We start from the raw sequence: 19,248 nt of genomic DNA on the forward strand, positions 1-19,248 counted from the left end.
AGAGCCAAAAGCGTGCTTACACCCGTATCTATCATCTCTTCGATTTAACCTTGCTGGTATCGGGTGATGTTTTGGTAGGAGAGTCTCGCTAAGTTTAGTATTTGGCGGGGGACTTACAAGCATAACTTCATGGTTATCTAACGCCTGCCCGGCGGGGGTTAGGTTGCAGCTAAGGTGCGACTTAAGAGATTCTCGGTAAGTAGCTATGAAGCTTGGTGTTACTTAGGCGAACTCAAGCTTGGCGCTACTTATGTGAACTCAAGCTTGGTATGTCACCAAGCGACACGCGTGGCTAGGCGATAGCTAGCCACAAAAAAACGCCCGTTAGGGGCGTTTTTCAAAAAGCGATACCTTGATCGCACATCAAGCCTTCTTCGTTGGCATCAATGCCGGAATAATAAACACCACCAAGGCAATCAGGTAAGTGCTGAAGGCGACCACCATCCATTGTGACATGGTGATGCCAAACATCTCCCACGGAATGTCGGTACACATGCCGGTTGGCAGGAAGACAGAAGGTAACCATTCGTGTAGCGGCATCCAGGTCGGGAACTCGGGAAGGAATGAGCAGGTCGAGAAGGGCGACGGATTGGTCTGCATCTCCACTAACTCAAGCGCCAGTTTTAATCCCCATGCACTGCTAATGCCCCAAATTAGCACCCCGATAAAGCGAATTAAACGGTATTGATGGCCGATAACCCCAAGCAGTCCGGCAAGCAGTAATCCTAGGACGGCAACGCGTTGGTAGATACACATGACACAAGGGTCAAGTTTCATCACATATTGGAAAAAGAGGGCACAGCATTCAAGAACAAGTGCCGTAACAAGCAAGGTGCTCCATGCTAATCGTGATTGTGCAAAACGGGTCAGGGCTCTCAACGAAATTCTCCTATAAAAAAACGCCTCTAACTGCTAGAGGCGTTTTTAAGACTTTACGAAACTAAATAAGTTCAGTCAATCAACAAATTAGTGCCCAGAGACAGCGCCTTTAACCGCCTCGGCTGCCGAATGATGGATCAACATATGAGAATCGTAGAAGTATTGGGTCATCTCCGCGAGGAAACCTGTCTCAATGGTAAGAATCCCTACGATTGACAGTACGATGGTGTAAGGTAGCGCCATCATAACCATGCGGCCATAGGAGAGCCTAATCAAAGGTGCGATGGCCGATGTCAGTAGGAAGAGGAACGCCGCCTGACCATTAGGTGTCGCAACCGATGGTAGGTTGGTACCCGTGTTGATAGCCACCGCCAGCAGATCGAACTGATCGCGGGTGATCTGACCATCCAGTAGCGCCGCCTTGACCTCGTTGATATAGACAGTGCCCACAAATACGTTGTCACTCACCATAGAGAGCAGACCGTTGGCGATGTAGAAGATCACCAGCTGAGTGTTACCTTCGTAACTTAGTGCCCACTGGATCACTGGGGCGAACAGTTGTTGATCGATAATTACGCCAACGATAGCAAAGAATACCGCCAGTAGCGCTGTGAAAGGCAGGGCCTCTTCGAAGGCTTTACCCAGCGCATGTTCGTTGGTGACGCCGTTAAAGGCAGTGGTTAGGATGATTACTGACAGACCAATTAGGCCAACTGACGCTAGGTGGAACGCCAGGCCAACGATGAGCCAAACACCAACAAAGGCCTGGACCACAAGCTTAATTTTGTCATGCTTTGTGCGGCGGGCATCTTCATATGAGGCATAGTCAGAGAGTATCTTATGTACGGCTTCTGGCAGTTGCTGGCCATAACCAAACCACTTAAATTTCTCCACCAGGAAACAGGTGGCGATACCGGCAAAGAATACTGGAATTGTTACAGGGCCCATACGCAGGGCAAATTCACCAAACTGCCAGTTGGCCTGTGCGGCAATGATCAGGTTTTGTGGTTCGCCGACCATGGTACAAACGCCACCCAGTGCAGTACCAACACCGGCATGCATTAATAGGTTACGTAAGAAACCACGAAACGCCTCTAGTTCATTTTCACACAGTGAATGACCTTCACCGTGCTGATCTGAGGTGTGATCGTGATCGTCGGAAAAGTTCTTACCTGAGGCGACCTTGTGGTAGATCGAGTAGAAGCCCACGGCGACGGCGATGATAACCGCGATCACGGTTAAGGCGTCGAGGAAGGCTGACAGGAAGGCCGAGGCGATACAGAACATCAAGGAGACCACTACCTTAGAGCGGATCTTGGTGATCATCTTGGTAAACACGAACAGCAGCAGCTGTTTCATGAAGTAGATGCCTGCCACCATAAAGATCAGCAGTAACAAGACTTCAAGGTTGGCCTCAATTTCATGGAGCACTTGGCTAGGTGAGGTCATGCCAATGATCACCGCCTCGATAGCCAGCAAACCTCCTGGTTGTAGGGGGTAGCATTTGAGCGCCATCGCTAGGGTGAAAATAAACTCTATTACCAATAACCATCCGGCAACGAATGGATTGAGATAGAAGATTATCGGGTTGATCACTAAAAACGATAAAATTGCGATTTTGAACCACTTAGGAGAATTTCCTAAGAAATTGTCAATAAACGCCTGACTCATGGTCACAGGCATGGCATCCTCTCATCTATATAATTATTTTTTGACAGAAACTTTACATACAGTCTGCTTTTCACATCAGTGTAGCCTAATGATATGTAGAATTTAATACTTTTATGACCGCCATGGGCTAAAAACAGACATTAACTGCAATCTACATCACAAGCTTGTTGATATAGTGTGTATTTTACTCAGTAATGAGATCTCTGTCCTTGATCTTATCCAGTATTGTTACGGATTAGGTTTCCATTTTTCCTCGCTCTGGTATGATCAGTTACCAAAATAACTTTCATTGAATTGGAATAGCGGCCTGATGACAACTGTCCCCAAAGCACCTGTAACGCCCAAAGACAAAGATATTATTGAAGCGAAAGGTCCTGCCAGCTTTGCCGAAAAGTATATTGTTCGTTCTATTTGGGAGGGAAAGTTTCCACCCGGCTCCATCTTACCTGCAGAACGTGAATTATCCGAGCTAATTGGTGTGACTCGCACCACATTGCGTGAAGTGCTGCAGCGTCTGGCACGCGATGGCTGGTTAACGATTCAACACGGTAAACCGACACGCGTAAATGATATCTGGGAAACCTCAGGTCTGAATGTGTTGGAAACCATTGCCGACTTGAATCCTGCCGGTGAGCCTGTGCTGCTGGAGCAACTCTTGTCTGCCCGCACTAACATCAGCGCCATCTACTTCAAGGGCGCTGTGCGTTATAACCCTGATAAGGTGCTTGAAGCGTTAGCGCCGCTGGCGACCCTGAAGGATGAGGCCAAGGCATTTATTGAGTTTGATTATAATCTGCATCATACCCTGGCCTATCACTCTGGTAACCCGCTCTACGTTCTGATCCTTAATGGCTTTAAAGGTCTCTATAGCCGAGTGGGTGAAGAGTATTTTGCTATTGAGAAGGCGAGGGAGTTGGCACTCGATTTCTATCAGGCACTCGAAGCCTTAGCGAAAGAGCATAACCACCATGATGTACCTGTGCTGATGCGCAGTTACGGTATCAATAGCGGTAAGGTTTGGCAGCGACACAAGAGTAGCCTGCTGCAATCTGCCGAGGCAAACGTCTAATCGTCTGCCATTTGGTGATGCCGTGTAGTGCTGACATCGAGTTTCCATAGGTGATGAACTAAAGAAAAGCCGCTGAAAACAGCGGCTTTTTTGTGTCAGGCCAATAGCATTAATCGATATCGAAGCTGTAGTAGATATCTAAAGTCTTAGAGATGGTGCCTGAGACGCTTTCCAGATAGAGCTGAGACATCAGGTAGTAGCGCACAGTCATCTCATAACCTGGGTTGAATACGCCAACGCCGTATTTGACCATAAGGTCATCGCCGATATAGCCGCTTATGGCAACTTTACCGTCATCGTTGGCATCGAGTTGAACGTTAGAGATCCCCAGCTTTTCTATCACACCACTTGCAGAGCTACCCACATTGGAAAAGGCATTATCGCCGAGCTGATTGCCCAGAGTCAGGGCGGCGCCCATCATCAAGGCATTGTTTTGATCTGAATCTGAGTTATTCAGCCCAGTTCCCTTGATGATGTAAGAGAGGATCTCAGCTTGCTCTTTGGCTGGGTTTGAGAAGAGGGTGACCACAGGTTTCGCCGGTGTGCCGGTAATGCGCACGCCCGCGATAACATCATCTTCTTTGATCTCCCGTGTCGCTTCAATATTGAGGTTCGGCACGGCCATAGGGCCAATAAACTGTACTTCACCGGCATTGATCGACAGGGTCTGGCCCATGAATTTATAGATGCCATTGACCACTCTGATGTCACCGTAGAGCAGAGGAGGTTTAAAGGCCGCCTGGCGCAGTTCCAGAGTACCCTGTAGCATGCCCCGCAGCCCCATGCCGTCAATGTTGAGCTTGTCACCGACATTGACCATGATTTGACTGGTAATGGCGATAGGATTTTTTTCCTGCACCTGTGTCGACAGACTGTCGTTAAAGATCACATCGTCCGATTGGGCCACACCACCTTCGGGCAACTGTACTATCTTGATATGGCCTGAAGGGATATCTACATTCCCTTGGATATCTAAGTGCTTGTTGCTAAAGCCTATGGTGAGGTCTGGTGAGACATCTAAGATAGCCAGCGGCGGTTGAATAATGGCAAGTTTATCGCCTTTGAACTGAAAATCTCCTTGTAAACCCTCTTGCCAGTTCAGATCCCCTTCGAGTTCTGCCTTGCCTTCGCCCATGGTCCACTGGCTCGTCAGTTTAGCCCCTTGGCCCACAAGTGAGAGTGTTAGCGCTATGTTGTCCAGCAGTGTCGGGTTAGCCGCCGCGGCTAATTGCCCGTCGATGAGGTCAACTGAGCCGGTCAGCTGCGGGCTCTCTAGGGTGCCGCCAAGTGTAATGACACTGCTCACCCGGCCGTCGAGTACCTCAAGCTGTGGAGTAAAGTCTGCCAGCGCATGGAGGTTGATATCTTTCAGGTCGATTTGCCCGCTGAGACGATGCTCGGGATCTGTGCTAATTTCCACCTTGGTGTTCAGCTTGGCGAAACGTTCAGACTCGAACTTGGCATCGGCGGTAAAACGCTCAGGGGTGAGCTGTGCGCTGAGCTGCAGATACTTATATTGCGCGTTAATCTGGCGTCTGTTGGTGGTTAAGTCAAACTGGCCGGGTGCCATCGCCAGTTCAATCTCGCCTGTAGGTTTCTCTCCTTTGGCCCAATGAAATAGAGCGTCGAGCTGGGTCGGTCCCCGCCAGGTCAGTCGATCGGGTAAGATGGGCGAAAGCAGCGCGCCAAGATCGCCGCTAAACTGCAGCTGGGTATCGCCCTTGTCGCCAAGTTCAGCAATGTCGGTCAGGCATAGGCTGGCGGCTTCATGTTGCCAACAGAAAGGCGCGACCTCACCATAGCCTTGTTGCTGATCCCAATAGAGTGCTATGGGCTTGTCCAGTGCCATGGCACCTAGACGAGATTTAAGGTTAATCCGATTGACGCTGGCATCGAACCTTTGGGCTTTATCATCAAAGCTGGATGCGATGGAGGTTTGCAGCTGAATATCGCCATAGGTCTGCAGCCCCAATTTTTGTTTATGGAGATCGCCTTTGATCCCTAAGGTGAGGGTACTCAAGCTAACGTTTTGCCGTTTGATGTCGGATGATTTTAACGACAAGGCAAATTGATGCTCATCCTGGGGACGATAGAAGGCGATCAGTTTTGCCTTCTCGACTTGTATATCGGCGTATTGCAGCTCCACACTATCGGCATTGATGGCAATTTCCGGGTGCTCGTCGTCACCTGAGACATTGATAACCGCCTCGATGGCACCACTGGCCTTGGGGTCCCAAAGGCTAAGCGCCGGCACACTCAGCTGACCATCGAGAGACCAGTTGTCATCGACACGTCCCGACAAGGTAAGCTCGGACTCTAAGGCATTGAGCTGTAGTTGCTTGGCATTAAGCTGGAATTTGTCATTGATGGCAATATCGCCTTGAAGCCGCAGCGGATAGTTTGCAACGTGACCTTGAAGATCGGCATTGCTGACGCCAATCGCCCACTGTTTGTCACTATAGTCCCCTTGGCTGTGCAAGCTGCCGTTAATTTCTGTTTCGGGCAGGGGCTGCTCAGTGGTGATATTGAGCTGGCTCAGATCCAGTGTCTGGGCGTCGAGCTGCAGATCCCAGTGGAGTTTGTCGCCATAAGCCAGTTGTCCTGCGAGTTTGGCCTTGCCCATCTCACTGTCGACATCCAGCTTAGCGAACGAGAGTTGCTTAGTTTGGTGTTCAAACTCGGCATCGAGCGTAAGCCAAGGATGATAAGGGGTCTTCAGGTCGCCGCTTAGGGTGACACTTTGTTTCTGAATGCTACCTTGACTATTGAGTGTGAGGATTTTGGTTTCATATTCAGGCTCGGCAAGCGGCCACATCAGATGGGGGCTGGTTAGCGCCACACGATAGGGCAGTAAAGGGCTGTCCAGGTTGATTTCGCCATCCAGGTTGAGATCTAAATGGCCTTTGCCTCTTAGTGTTACCGCGAGCGCGGCAAAGCCACCGTTTATTTCCGCTTCTAGCTGCTGGCGTTTCAACTGTGGCAGCTCGGTGAGCTGCTGACTGGCGAGATCGGCCTGCAGGTTCAGCGCCATAGGATAATCTTGCTCTAGGCTCATATGGCCATCTAGGTGGGCCTTACCATAGTCATGCTGCACATCTAGGCTGTCTAAGGTGATCTTGTAGCCCACATAACTGCCTTGCAGGGCGAAGGCTTGGAAATGATCGATTCGTTGCCCCAGCCTTAGCTCGCTGTTGGTGAGTTCGGCGGTATCGACAAAGATAGGCATGGGAATGGCTACCTCTGGCAACTGAGTGAGTGGCCAGCTATCGGCATCAGCTTGGTCGCTATCAGCAGCCTTATTCGTTTCTGCTGACAGTGGAATATCGATATAGAGACCTTGGCTGGCCAGTTGGTTTACCCTGAGCCCTGTTTCTAACCAGCTGGCCTTGGCTGTGAGGGCGTCGGCATTAAACTGCATCTGGTTGACCCGAACCTTGACCTGTTTCAGATCGCCTTGATTGAGCACTATGCCAAAGGGAAGTACCAGCTGCTGATCATCGGCCTCTGCTACCTCCTCTTTGATGGGCTCTGATCCTTCACCTTTAATTGACTCTGTCGCTAGTTCTGGGTTGTCATCCTTACCCTTAAGCTCATCTGTATCTATATCGACTTGTACCGCCGAGGCGCTTAAGGTATCGACACAAAGTTGGCGCTGCAGCAGACATAGCGGACGCCAGTTGAGGGTCAGATCTTGAGTATCAACCACTATGCCCGCCATCTGCCAGTGGGCATGATCTAGGGTTAATTGGCCATTGAGCCGGCCAGCGCTGTAGCTGAGCGATAAATTGGGCACTAAGGCATCGGCCAAGATGACTGACAGGCGCGTACCCAGGGGAGTGCCGATCATTAAGGCCAGCATGATCAGCAGAGCTAAGGGCAGATAGAAAACCAGGCGGATCAGGTTGCGCAACCAGCGAAGCAGTCGCTTAAAGGGGCTTAGGGGCTTGACCGGCGCCGCGCCCTGGTTATCGGTTTGGGCCAGATCTAGCTCATTGGGCTGGTCAATCATATCTCAGCCCCCATGGTGAAGTGGATACGCCAGCTACGGTCTACGGTTTCGGTTTCGTTAAGGCCGACACCGAGATCCAATTTTATCGGCCCTATGGGCGATATCCAGTGTACGCCGCCACCGACAGAGACAATAGGGTCAAACTGGGTGTCATCAAAGGCATTACCGGCATCGATGAAGGTCCCCAGACGCCAGGTCGGTGTCAGATAGTATTGGTATTCCAGGCTGCCCACTAAAAGATACTGGCCACCAACAACCATACGGGCCAGTTGCTCTTCAGTATCGATATAGTCGATATAGGGCCCCAATTCCTGATAGCTGTAACCGCGTATGCTTTGATCGCCGCCGGCAAAATAGCGCAGGGAAGGCGGTACAAGCGGCAGATCTTCCTTTTTAACCAGGTTAGCACCGAGATCCAAACGTGACACAAATCTGTGTTTACCAAAGAAGGTATCTATCCATTTAAACTTGGCCTGAATTCGACCCAGGCGCAGATCAGAGCCAAGTTCAGGTTCCGCGTATTCCATGCTGTAAGACTGATAATAGCCAGATTTAGGATCCAGGCTGTTATCTCCCCTGATGGTTTGTGACAGACTGGTACCAAACAGAAAGAGATCGGGTTTGTAGTCGATATCCGACTGAGTATATCGTTCGTTGATGGCATCGAGAGAGTAAGTAAAGATCCATTGATTGCCGAACTGTTTCTGTCTGACAACACCAATGAGCTTTTTCACTGACTCGAGTTCGCCCGTGTTGCGATAGTCTCGCTTGTCGGGGTCATAGACTTGAGTGACACCATATTTGTCCCTGAGCAGCCCAATTCTTAGCTTGAGTTGGTCGTCCAGCGGATGACTCATGGGAATGGTGTAGGTCGTCAGAAACTTTGGCGTGTCGGGTGACCATTCGATACTGGTTTCCTGAGAATGCCCATAGCGGTTAATCTGCGGCATGCGCCAGGTGGCCCTTATTCTGGGGTCTACCTTGTTATCAATAGAATTACCTATGTCGGCACCGACACCCAGTTCGATAGAGTGGGTCGGTCTGGGACTTAGCTCGACGCGGATGGGGACTCTATCATCTGCTATCTTGTCGAGTTGTGGTAACACCTTAATATTGTTGAAGTAACCTGTATCCACTAGCTCTCGGTTGAGGGCGCCCAATTTGCCAGTACTGTACCGCGAGTTCGCTTCGAAAGGGATTAACTGGTCCAGAAAACCTGGCACCAGATCATGGCCGTTAAAGTGAACCTCGCCGATACGATAGCGCGGCCCAGAGTCGTAATGCAGGCTGATCTGTGCACTATTGAGATCTCGGTTGACCACTATCTGGTTGGTGACATATTTCCCTTCAAAATAGCCGCGGGCAAGGGCATAGGTCAGTAGCTGAGATTTTATCGACTCATAGTCGCCATGGTTGAGCTGATCACCGGGCTTAATGGTGATCTGTTTCAGCCATCGGTCGATCACTTCGTCATCGAGGATCTCGCCCGAGAGGCGAATATCTATCCACTGAATCAGCGTTGGCTCGCCGGGCGTGATGGCTAGGCGTAAGGTCCAGGGTGCATTTTCTGGACTATCGAGCTGAGGTTCAATCTTTGCCTTGTAGTAGCCCATCGAATGCAGCGCGGCTTCTATGTTCTCTTCGGCATTGAAGATGAAGGCGCGGCGTTGTACCTCTGAGTTGGGGATAGTGCCCAGGTGGGCTGTGATATTACGCGTTAGCGCCTCATCGGCGCCGCTAATCTCTACCTTAAGCCATTTATCGGCCCAGGCAGTAGAGGTACCCAAACTCAAACTGAGTAGGGTTAGGAGTAGTAGCCGGGATAAAGAAGATGAGATCCGCAAGAAAAAGGCTCTATCTAGTTGAGAATTTTATTGTTGTTTATTGTCGCAGATTATAGAGGGCAAGCAAGATGGTGATTGTAATTAATGATTAAAATCGGTACAAAGAAGGCAAACAATAACGAGGAAGCCTAACGTGAGAAGCACTATTACCCCCCTAATGTTATCTGGTCTGATGGGTCTATTGATGAGCGCCAATGTGATGGCGCAGACACCGCCTTTTTCTATCGCTATTCATGGCGGCGCGGGAACCATCTCTAAAGCTAATCTGACAGATGAACAGCAACAAGCCTATCGCGACAAGCTAAAGCAGGCGGTGGATGCTGGGTATAAGGTGTTGGAGCATGGCGGTGACAGTCTCACTGCCGTCACTACGGCAATCAATATTCTTGAAGACAGCCCGCTCTTTAATGCCGGTAAAGGTGCCGTGTATACCTATGATGGTGGCCACGAGATGGACGCCTCTATTATGGATGGCCGCACTCTGAATGCGGGCGCGGTGGCTGGGGTTAAACATATTAAAAACCCTATCGATCTGGCCCGGGCCGTAATGGATAAATCGCCCCATGTCATGTTGTCAGGTGAAGGGGCTGAAGAGTTTGCCTTAACCCAGGGCTTTGACTTTGTGCCCGTCACCTATTTTGATAGCGATGCTCGTTATCAGCAGTTACTCGATGCCAAGGCCAAATTAAAACAGGCGGAGAGCAATCAAGAGGGCAAGGCTGATTATCAGGCGTCGCTTAACTATTTAGATCTCGATTATAAATTCGGTACTGTGGGCGCTGTAGCACTGGATAAGCAGGGCAATCTTGCGGCGGGTACCTCAACTGGCGGCATGACGGTGAAACGTTTCGGCCGTATCGGTGACTCGCCTGTGATTGGCGCGGGCACCTACGCGGAAAACCAGGTTTGCGCCGTATCAGCCACCGGCCATGGTGAGTATTTTATTCGCTATCATGTGGCGGGTGATATCTGCGCCAAGGTCAAATATCAGCAAAAATCGATACTGCAGGCCGCCGATGAAGTGATCAATCAACGCCTGATCACCGCAGGCGGCACCGGCGGAGTGATCGCTATCGATCAGCGCGGTAATATCGCGACCCCATTTAATACCGAAGGCATGTACCGTGCGACCCGCAAGCAAGGTGAGCAGGCCAAGGTGATGATCTGGCAGGACAACTAATTACCTAGGTCTGCACAGATTGTTTTAGTGCAGGCCGCCCAGAACATCAGATTCGCAATCACGGGCGATTAAGATAAGCCGTAGCCCGTGATTGCTTGATTAACTCTTTGGCAAAAACCCCCGTTGTTCTTGCTTGTTAAAGCCTGGCTCACCAAATAAATCCCTTCTCTTTTTTTTATCGGTTTCACTGCCAAGCGACAATTCTGCTTGTGATTCGCGTTTGTAACCTCTTTGTCAACAAGCTGATCTATAGTCTGGCCTGTTCTAAGGATCAGCACTGCAGCAATTTGGGCGATAAGACTCAAATGCTGCCGACTAAAACACTAGCCGAACACTAGGTTAATGGATAAATTTAGGGGTTAATATGTTTACCAAAGCAAGTGCGCTTGCCTTGGCCATTGGTGGTGCCTCCACCTTTGCTCAGGCCGCAGACGATTTGATTATTTCAGAATATGTAGAAGGCAGCAGTAACAACAAAGCGGTCGAACTCTACAATCCTACCGATGCCAGCATAGAGTTAAGTCAATACCAGCTCGAGTTTTACTTCAACGGCAGCAGCAGTGCCGGGTCTAACATCGCACTGAGCGGTAGCCTAGGGGCAGGTGAAACCTATGTTATTGCCGATAATGATGCCGGTGGTGAGATCTTAACGGTTGCGGATCAGCTTAGCAGCGCGAGCTTTTTCAATGGCGATGACGCCTTGGTGCTGCGCAAACAGGGCGAGGTGATCGATAGCTTAGGTCAGTTGGGTACCGATCCTGGCTCAGAGTGGGGCAGCGGCGAACGCTCTACCCAAAATAACACCTTAAGACGCAACCCTGAGCAGTTGATTGCCGATACTGTGCTCGATGACGTCGTTACCCTGGCGACTTGGACCGGGCATGCTCAGGATGATGTTAGCGATCTTGGTCTGTTTGCCTATCAGGGACCAACAGATTCAACTGATCCAGTTGAGCCGCCGCAATCTTTGGTGTGTCATGATCCGGCGACCTCAATCTCCGCCATTCAGGGCAGCGGTGATATCAGTCCTTTTAACGGTCAGAGCGTGACGGTAGAGGCGATAGTGACCAGCAATCAGGAAGCGGGCCTGAAGGGACTCTTCCTGCAGATGGCCGATAGTGAAACTGATACTGATGCGACCACCTCTGAAGGGGTGTTTGTCTATTCAGGCGGTCAGCTGGGTTATCAGGCGGGCGATCGTATTCGATTAACCGCTTTGGTTAAGGAGTATAACGGTCTGACTGAGCTGACTAATGTCACTGAGCATATCTTGTGTGAAACCGCACAGCCGTTGCCGACAGCCGCCTCGATAACTCTGCCTCTCACGCAAAGCAGTGATTTAGAAGCCGTTGAAGGGATGCGGGTGAGTTTCTCACAAAATCTGGTGGTCAATGAGGTCTATAATCTGGGCCGTTATGGTGAGATCTTACTGGGAAGTCGCCGTCATTTCATCGGCACTCAAGTGGCCGAGCCAGGCAGTGACGCGCTGGCGGTCAGTCAGGCCAATGCACTGGACTCTGTGCTGCTTGACGACGGATTGACCGCGCAAAACCCAGATCCTGTTCGCTATCCCGCCCCAGGGCTGAGCAGCGATAACACTGTGCGGGTGGGCGATGCAGTTAGCCATTTGAGCGGTGTGATGCACTATGGCTTTGGTAAGTATCGCCTGATGCCAACCGATACGGTGAATTTTGTGGCCACCAACCCAAGAACCGTTGAACCTGAGCTAGCGCCGGGGGGTAACCTTAAGGTGGCCAGCTTTAATGTACTGAACTACTTTAACGGCGACGGACTCGGCGGTGGTTTCCCAACGGCTCGCGGCGCCGATACGCCAAGCGAGTTTGCCCGTCAGCGCGCAAAGATCATCAGCGCCATGACAGCTATCGATGCCGATATTTTCGGCCTGATGGAGATAGAAAATGATGGCTTTGGCAGTGAGTCTGCCATTAGTGATCTGGTCAGCGGCCTGAATCAGGCAGTAGGCGAGAGCAGATATCAATTTGTTTCTGTCTCAACGCCGACCATAGGCACAGATGCCATCACAGTGGGCATGCTGTATCGCAGCGATCGTGTTATGCCTGTGGGTGAGGCTAAGGTGCTCTCCAGTGCCAATTCGCCGCTCGATGAGCAAGGAAACACGCTGTTTAACGACGCCAAAAACCGCCCGACCTTAACCCAGACATTTGAGGTCCTTGGTGAGGCTAAGCAGTTTGTGGTGGCGGTCAATCACCTTAAGTCTAAGGGCAGTGATTGTGTTAGCCTGGGAGATCCGGATCAAAACGATGGTCAAGGAAACTGCAATCTGACGCGCACCCGCGCTGCAACCGCCCTAGGTGCTTGGCTAGCCAGTGAGTATGGCGAGCTGCCGACCCTGGTGATCGGTGACATGAATGCCTATGCCAAGGAAGATCCTATCGATGCCCTGCAAAGCGCCGGTTATGTCGAGCTGTACGATCACTTAGGTAAGTCAGGCGCATACTCGTATGTATTCTCCGGTGAAAGCGGTCAGTTGGATCACGCTCTGGCCAATGCTCTGCTGGCGGATCAGGTGGTGGATGTGACCGAGTGGCATATCAACACAGATGAGCCTAGATTGCTTGACTACAACGAGGAGTTTAAGTCGTCAGCTCAGATTGAGTCGCTTTACAGCTCAGATGCCTATCGCTCGTCGGATCACGACCCGGTCGTGATCTCTCTATTGCTTGAGCGTGACACCCTAGCGCCGGTGGCGAGTTTTAGCCAAACGCTGAAAGGGCGCAGCGTGAGCCTAATTAGCACGTCACAGGATGAGGATGGCGAGATAGTCTCTTATCAGTGGGATTTTGGCAACGGTGACAGTGCCACAGGAGAGCAGGTGAGTTATCAGTTTGCCAAGGCGGGTGAATATCCCATAACCCTGACAGTGACAGATAATGATGGCCTGAGCCATAGCGTCACCCAAGTGGTCAAGGTACAGGTCAAGCGTAAAAAGCCTGTGGCCGTGATAGAGCATCTTGATCTTTGGTTTATGGATCTCTTTATCTCTCTAAGCTACGACACTGACGGTGAGCTGGTGTCGCAATCTTGGAAATTTAACGATGGTAGTCAGCAAAAGGGGCCTGTGGCCGTCAGTTTTGGCCATAGCGCCAGCAAGGTCAAATTAACGGTTAAGGATAACCATGGCTTAAAAGGTCAGGCAAAGTTGGCTTTCTAATAGCAGCTGTTTTAAACGGCCACCCTAGGGTGGCCTTTTTTTGGGCGTAAAATTTTATAATAAACTGATTTTATTCGATATCTAATTCACTTGCTGATTGCTAATAGCTAAAGGTTTCCATAGGCCCTGTGTTAGGTAAAAATGTTCTTAACAATAATCATTTCTATTATCATAAGCTTGGCGGTAAGCCTCGTCATTACTGGGCTGGCGCCACTTTTCTGGCCAACGGGTGGGCTAAACTTAATGTCGAATCCGAGGAGAGTAAGCTTATGGATAGCTATCAGAGATTATTAGTGGTTGTAGATGAACACGATTTTAGCCTAAAGGCCGTATCTCGGGCCGTATACCTGGCCAGTAAAACCCATGCGGTCATCATTGTCATGATGTTAGAGCACAGCCATTTTGTTAACCGACTGGTGGATACCTTCGAGTCTGAAAATAACGGTGAGCAGTTTCAGCCACAAACCAAGGAGCGCAAACAGAGTTGTCTCACAGCCTTTATTCGCCAGGCGGCGCAATCAGGCCTGAATATTTCTAAAGCATCGATCGCCTGTCATTCCAGCGATGATGTGCTGCAGTTTTGCGAAGACTACAGGGTGGATGCGGTGATCTTGGCGGCGTCGCGGCATAAGCTGTGGAACTGGCTCACCATCAAACCTTTGGATGTGCGTTTGATCCGCGAATCCTCGCGTCCTGTGGTTGTGGTTAAAGATCACATCTGGCATCCGGGAGGCCATATCCTGTCATTGGTGGAGCCCTGTGCCGATGATCTGATGCATAAAGAGTTAAATGAAGCCGTGCTGCAGACCTCTGAGCATTTCTCTGAGTTACTATGTGGCGATTGCCACCTCATTGATTGCTACTATGGTGATACACCCAGTATCTCCTTTCATCAGACGGTATCGCCTGCTAACGATGAGCACTTCCATCTGCAGCAGATGTCTCAGTATTCGAGCCGTTATCATCTCCAGCCTGAAAATACGCCCAGTAACAAGCATATTCACCTGACTAAATCTTTGCCGGAAGATGCTATTGAGTCGTTGGCGAAAGAGGTGGATTCTGAGTTGGTGATCGTTGGCGATACGGGTAAGACTGACCTGTTTTCGAGCCTCTGTGGAAACGTGGGGGAGCAGGTGATCGATAGGATCCAGTGCGATCTTCTCGTGGTGAAGGCAAGAGGTATCGGCGCCATGCAGTGAGTTAGGCCAGCGACAGCGTGTCGCTGGCTAACCTATTACTTTTTAATCCATTTGCCTTGCGGTGTTTGGATGTAGTGTCCCTTATCGGCAGCCGCTATCGCTTTCTCTGCGGCTAGTTTGGCAACATCATTGACGCTTATCTGGTTCTTAAGGGCGATCTTTTCATAGTGGGCCTTGCGTTTGGCATTGACCGACTTGGCGAGCGCACTGGCTTCGCCGCTATTAACCACCACACCTAAGTAGCCATTTATCTGCTCACCCACTAACCCCTGCGTCTTAGCGTCTTGTAGTGAGATGGCAAAGGCATTGAGGCTAAGAAGAAGTCCGGCCATCAAGACAAGTATTTTGCTTTTCATTTGAATCACCTTATACCTTGATTAGAAGAGTTCATCGTTGTTAATCAGCTCATCGAGCTCTTTATCAACCTTAATCTTGATCTCATGTTCAATCTTAACGTTAAGGTTGATGACGATAGGCTTCTCTGGTGGCTCTATCTTCACCGTTGGCGTGCAGCCACCAAGAAGCAGCAGGCCGGTTAGCCCTAGGGTCATGGTTGGCAAGGTTAGCAATTTTTTCACTGTGCTTCCTTAATCTGGTTGATGGTGAGCTTAGGCTTATGAACTTAGATTACGCTGGGCAATATGACCATAAGCTGAACGTTTACTTGAGGTTAGTTTGCCATCGCGCGCTCTATTTCAGTCTGCAGTCTATCACCTATTTGTAAACTCTTGAGTAACTGCAACATATTTTCTTCCTGAGCGTAGTTCAAATGTATGGGGCGTTCAATATCCTTGGCCCGACCCTTGACCTGTACTTTTAGTTGGGCATCGCCGTTGGGTGCCATGTCGAAGCTACTCGACAGCTGGGTATAGTGCAGCTCCTCCAGTGCCGAGAAGGCGAAATCCAGGTAGGGCTGCGACACTCGCATCTGTACTACGGCGGGATTATCGTCAACCTTGATCAAGCCGCCGGGCGCTCTGGCCGCCAACTGGCCATTGTTAACGCTAACCTTGCCCTGTTCGAGACTGACTGGCAGTACGCCATCGAAGATGCCGTCGGCGTAAATCCCGGTTTGCGGCTGCGCGGCGAGCAGCTGCGCAAGATCCATCCCCTGCAATACCAGGTAGGCTGAGGAGGGGGCGCCAAGATTCAGGTTGAAGATGGGCAGCAAGATCTCACCGCCCAGCGTTTTGGCGGTGCCGTTAAGTTTCACATCCGCGCCGTTAAGGCCTATGGTGGCGTCAAGTCCTTTGCCGATATCGAGTTTAAAATCGGCATTAGCATTAAGATCCGTGAGTAACACTCCGGGATTAAACGCGGCGACCTTAAGGTTTATCTGCTGACAGTTTACCGCCGCATTGAGCCCATTTACCTTGTTATCATTGCCTGATAGCTCACACAGGGCCGTGAATTGGGCTTGCCCAAATGGCAGTGCCTGAAAGCTGCCTTCGCTTATCTGCATGCTTGGTGTTAACGCCAAAGTGAAATCCAGGCTATCCCGTTGCCAGGTTAGATTATGAGTGCCATGCAGCTGGGCATCTCCAATCAAGAGGAGCTTGGACGGCATCCCCCTGAGACGAGAGAGGCGCGCCACGATAGCGTTGGCGTCATTGATCATATTGAGCTGCCCGGTGAGCTGCTGTGGCTGTAGCGCCTGAGAGAACAGCATCTGGTGCTGACTCTCAAAAGGGAGCTTGTCTAACAGCCAGGATTCTTTGGTCTCTAGTCGGTAACTTGGCTGCTTATTTTGATTTGCGATCAAATTATTTGATTGCTCAGAGGTCAGCCCCCGCCATTGAATCGCTTGATTGAGACTCGCTTCAGGCAGGGAATATAAGGTCTTGCTGCGCAATTTATTGAGGCGCATGCCCTGCTGCTTGAGGGTTAATTGGGTCAGCTTATAATCAAGCTCACTCTGCCAGGGCCTATTAAGTAATGTCTCTAACGTCAACAGACGGATTAGGTTTTCGCCTTGCTCGTCTGCCGATCTGTTGTCTCCTGCCTTGAGGTCAATCGCTTTTGTCTCAAGGGTCAGATGCTCAAGCTGCAGTTGATTACTCAGTGCCTGGCCCTTGGCATCTAGCGTTTCCTGGCTGGCTCCCAGGGAATTAATGGCAAGCGTTAGGGGAGCAACATGCACTTGTTTTTGGCTCAGGGTTAATCCCTGCTGGGCGCTAAAACTCAGGCTGTCGGCATTTAGCTTTGCAGCTTGCTCTGGCTCGTTAAGTTGTGGTGATAGGGTGAGAATATCCAGCTTAGATAACTCAGCGGTTTGCAGCGCGCCATGACCGAACTTGATGTGGCCAGCGCCAAGGGTCGTGCTTGTCTGCGAGCTGGTCAGGCTCGCCATGGCGGCGGGCTCAATGGGCGCTGCGCCCTGGCGGGATGAGTGCGTTGACGGCCAGCGAAGCCGATGCTTAGCCGTTTTGATATTCACTGCTTGCCAAGTCAGCTCAAGTTCTGGGTCTGCACCGGTTTGAAATTCGAGCTTAAGGGGTGAGGGGATCTCTGCGTCGATACCGCTTGCGCCTACCTCTAGCTGTCGATGATTAAAGCCGGGCTCGGATAGACTCGCGCTGCCACTTACACTCAAGACGAAATGTTGATTTTGGTGGGCTGTGTCTTGCTCACCACTAATACTGCCCGCCAAGGATATTTGAGCCTTTGCTAGCGATAGACGGTTCATGCTGGCGCCTGCGCAGTGGCCATCGACTGGATTGTCGGGGGGCAGTGCGATACAAAGCGCTTGGTTAACTTCGCCTGATACTTGCCAATCTGCGCCTAAGCGCCAGTGAGTGGCAGGCGCAGATGTTGGCGCTGCGCCTGTCGCTGTTTGCATCAGTTTGCTTAACTCAAGGTCGCTCAGCTTGGCCGTGAGCTTATTTTCACCAAGGGTTAGACTTGCCGTCATTGTGGCAAGATTAAGGCGCTGGTGGGCAAGGTTGTAATTGAATGCTAATTCTCTCGGCTCTGTGTCTTTTTGGCCCAAGTTGAGTGTTAGTCTTATCTGAGGCTCTGTTGGTTGAGAGCCATTCCCTACGAAATCAGCGCCTTGTGGCGTCAGCTGAGTTAATAGACCATTGAGCATGGGGGAGTAACTGCTGGCAAGTGGCTGAAATTGTTCCGGGCTCAGCGCCAGCTCTAATTGCGTCGGTGCAAGCGATAGCTGCAGATCGGTTAAGGGGCCTTTTAGATCAAGCGTCATTCCCCCGCGCTTTTTAGTCACATCTGTGATTTCCAGCTTGAGCGGATGCTTAAGCGGCTGACCGCCAAGCCTGGCAAGCGCTAGCTCAAGGTCGCTGAGTTGGTGGCTAGAGGTCAAGCTCCCCTGGGCAAGATCAAGCTGCATCTCTGAGTCGAACTTGCCTCTTAGGAACATCTCCTCGGTCAATATTCTTTTCAGCTGGTGCAGGGCGATGACTGACGCGCTGCTTTGGGTGTTGAGGGGCGATAAACTGGCCAGCTCTGTAACAAGCTTAGAGAGGTTATCAAGATCCATTTGGCTGGAGAGCTGCCAGCGGGTCTTTTCAAGCGTCGCATTGAGGGTGAGTAGCGGCGATTGATAGAAACTCAGCGCGCTTGTTAATCGCCCCTTATCATCAAGGTTGAGGTAATCAAGGCTCAGCCCTAAAGGCCTTTCTATTGCTGCACTGCTTAGCGCCTGCGTCTTGAACGTCACTCGGCCTATGGCTATCTGAGGCAGCTTGCTGAGTTCCAGTGCGCCGGTGGCCGAGTCATCTTGTTGCGCGCCCATGCGTTCAAAAAAGTCTGTGGCAAGGTCTACCTCGATTTGACGTATCGCCAGTGAGTCGAGACCTTGTAGCCCCATAGGGCCATCTAACCAGTTTGGCGTCAGTTGAAGCTGCAGATCATGCAGTGTGACCAGGCTGTTGTGGACCCTAAGTTGCAGCAGGGGGAGGCGAAGATGAACCAAATCACTGGGAGTGAGGTGCAGAGAGACAATCTGCACGCCAGCATCTTTCAGATATGGGTTGAGCAGGCGCTGAGTGAGGCTGGCCAGTTGTGATGCCACTATGCCCAACAGGAGTACGAGCATCAAGGCGATACCAAGAAGCAAGGTTTTGCTGGGTCTAAAAAGGCGTCGCCACATCAGTCCTTGTCTCGTGGGTGGTTAGTTACTGCTTGAGTTTATCATTGATTAGCGCCGCGAGGACAGAGACTGCGGCGCTTCTTAAGCGTAATC

Annotated in this window: 11 protein-coding genes; 4 read left to right on the forward strand and 7 right to left on the reverse strand. The window is 50.8% G+C overall.

Annotated features, from left to right (window positions below; genetic code table 11):
- Positions 1–363: 363 nt before the first annotated feature.
- Together dsbB and nhaB are read right to left on the reverse strand one after the other, a co-directional pair.
- Positions 364–879 (reverse strand): disulfide bond formation protein DsbB, encoded by a 516-nt coding sequence (gene dsbB, locus NY07_RS03690; protein ID WP_033538021.1) that lies wholly within the window; start codon positions 877–879, stop codon positions 364–366.
- 87 nt (positions 880–966) lie between these two features.
- Positions 967–2,562 carry a sodium/proton antiporter NhaB gene (gene nhaB, locus NY07_RS03695; RefSeq protein ID WP_033538022.1) on the reverse strand — a complete coding sequence of 532 codons (1,596 nt, stop codon included), beginning with the start codon at positions 2,560–2,562 and terminating at the stop codon, positions 967–969.
- A 298-nt stretch (positions 2,563–2,860) separates the two neighbouring features.
- Between nhaB and fadR the strand changes: the two genes are divergently transcribed.
- Positions 2,861–3,619 (forward strand): fatty acid metabolism transcriptional regulator FadR, encoded by a 759-nt coding sequence (gene fadR / locus NY07_RS03700; protein WP_052125478.1) that lies wholly within the window; start codon positions 2,861–2,863, stop codon positions 3,617–3,619.
- Between the two features lie 109 nt (positions 3,620–3,728).
- Here fadR and tamB read toward each other — a convergent pair whose 3' ends face one another.
- Both tamB and NY07_RS03710 read right to left on the reverse strand, forming a co-directional pair.
- Positions 3,729–7,628 (reverse strand): autotransporter assembly complex protein TamB, encoded by a 3,900-nt coding sequence (gene tamB / locus NY07_RS03705; RefSeq protein WP_033538023.1) that lies wholly within the window; start codon positions 7,626–7,628, stop codon positions 3,729–3,731.
- Positions 7,625–9,472 (reverse strand): autotransporter assembly complex protein TamA, encoded by a 1,848-nt coding sequence (locus NY07_RS03710; protein ID WP_033538024.1) that lies wholly within the window; start codon positions 9,470–9,472, stop codon positions 7,625–7,627. The genes tamB and NY07_RS03710 overlap by 4 nt, the downstream gene beginning before the upstream one ends.
- A 157-nt stretch (positions 9,473–9,629) precedes the next feature.
- Here NY07_RS03710 and NY07_RS03715 point away from each other — a divergent pair, with 157 nt between their 5' ends.
- The 3 genes from NY07_RS03715 (at position 9,630) to NY07_RS03730 (ending at position 15,044) form a co-directional block, all read left to right on the forward strand.
- Positions 9,630–10,652 carry an isoaspartyl peptidase/L-asparaginase family protein gene (locus NY07_RS03715; RefSeq protein WP_033538025.1) on the forward strand — a complete coding sequence of 341 codons (1,023 nt, stop codon included), beginning with the start codon at positions 9,630–9,632 and terminating at the stop codon, positions 10,650–10,652.
- Between the two features lie 364 nt (positions 10,653–11,016).
- On the forward strand, positions 11,017–13,845 hold the full coding sequence (locus NY07_RS03725; protein ID WP_033538027.1) for an ExeM/NucH family extracellular endonuclease: 2,829 nt from the start codon (positions 11,017–11,019) through the stop codon (positions 13,843–13,845).
- A gap of 269 nt (positions 13,846–14,114) precedes the next feature.
- Positions 14,115–15,044, forward strand: coding sequence for a universal stress protein (locus tag NY07_RS03730; protein ID WP_140946885.1), 930 nt, complete (start codon positions 14,115–14,117; stop codon positions 15,042–15,044).
- Positions 15,045–15,079: 35 nt separating this feature from the next.
- On the opposite strand, the gene NY07_RS03735 is transcribed toward NY07_RS03730, so the two are convergent.
- From NY07_RS03735 to NY07_RS03745, 3 genes are all read right to left on the reverse strand, one after another.
- A complete protein-coding gene (locus NY07_RS03735) occupies positions 15,080–15,400 on the reverse strand; it encodes a YdbL family protein (protein WP_033538029.1) in 321 nt (106 codons plus the stop codon).
- Between the two features lie 21 nt (positions 15,401–15,421).
- The gene (locus NY07_RS03740) at positions 15,422–15,595 is read right to left on the reverse strand and encodes a YnbE family lipoprotein (RefSeq protein WP_081953769.1); all 174 of its coding nucleotides are present in this window, start codon (positions 15,593–15,595) and stop codon (positions 15,422–15,424) included.
- A 119-nt stretch (positions 15,596–15,714) separates the two neighbouring features.
- Positions 15,715–19,155 carry an intermembrane phospholipid transport protein YdbH family protein gene (locus tag NY07_RS03745; protein ID WP_033538031.1) on the reverse strand — a complete coding sequence of 1,147 codons (3,441 nt, stop codon included), beginning with the start codon at positions 19,153–19,155 and terminating at the stop codon, positions 15,715–15,717.
- Positions 19,156–19,248: the final 93 nt, after the last annotated feature.

Origin of the sequence: Shewanella sp. ECSMB14101, from assembly GCF_000773485.1 — a bacterium.
GTDB classification, from domain to species: Bacteria; Pseudomonadota; Gammaproteobacteria; order Enterobacterales; family Shewanellaceae; genus Shewanella; species Shewanella marisflavi.

Bases quoted from the DNA above. Each gene is read 5' to 3' on its own strand.
- nhaB (WP_033538022.1), bottom strand. From the start codon at position 2,562: ATGCCTGTGACCATGAGTCAGGCGTTTATTGACAATTTCTTAGGAAAT.
- fadR (WP_052125478.1), top strand. From the start codon at position 2,861: ATGACAACTGTCCCCAAAGCACCTGTAACGCCCAAAGACAAAGATATT.
- tamB (WP_033538023.1), bottom strand. From the start codon at position 7,628: ATGATTGACCAGCCCAATGAGCTAGATCTGGCCCAAACCGATAACCAG.
- NY07_RS03715 (WP_033538025.1), top strand. From the start codon at position 9,630: ATGTTATCTGGTCTGATGGGTCTATTGATGAGCGCCAATGTGATGGCG.
- NY07_RS03725 (WP_033538027.1), top strand. From the start codon at position 11,017: ATGTTTACCAAAGCAAGTGCGCTTGCCTTGGCCATTGGTGGTGCCTCC.
- NY07_RS03730 (WP_140946885.1), top strand. From the start codon at position 14,115: ATGGATAGCTATCAGAGATTATTAGTGGTTGTAGATGAACACGATTTT.
- NY07_RS03735 (WP_033538029.1), bottom strand. From the start codon at position 15,400: ATGAAAAGCAAAATACTTGTCTTGATGGCCGGACTTCTTCTTAGCCTC.
- NY07_RS03740 (WP_081953769.1), bottom strand. From the start codon at position 15,595: ATGACCCTAGGGCTAACCGGCCTGCTGCTTCTTGGTGGCTGCACGCCA.
- NY07_RS03745 (WP_033538031.1), bottom strand. From the start codon at position 19,155: ATGTGGCGACGCCTTTTTAGACCCAGCAAAACCTTGCTTCTTGGTATC.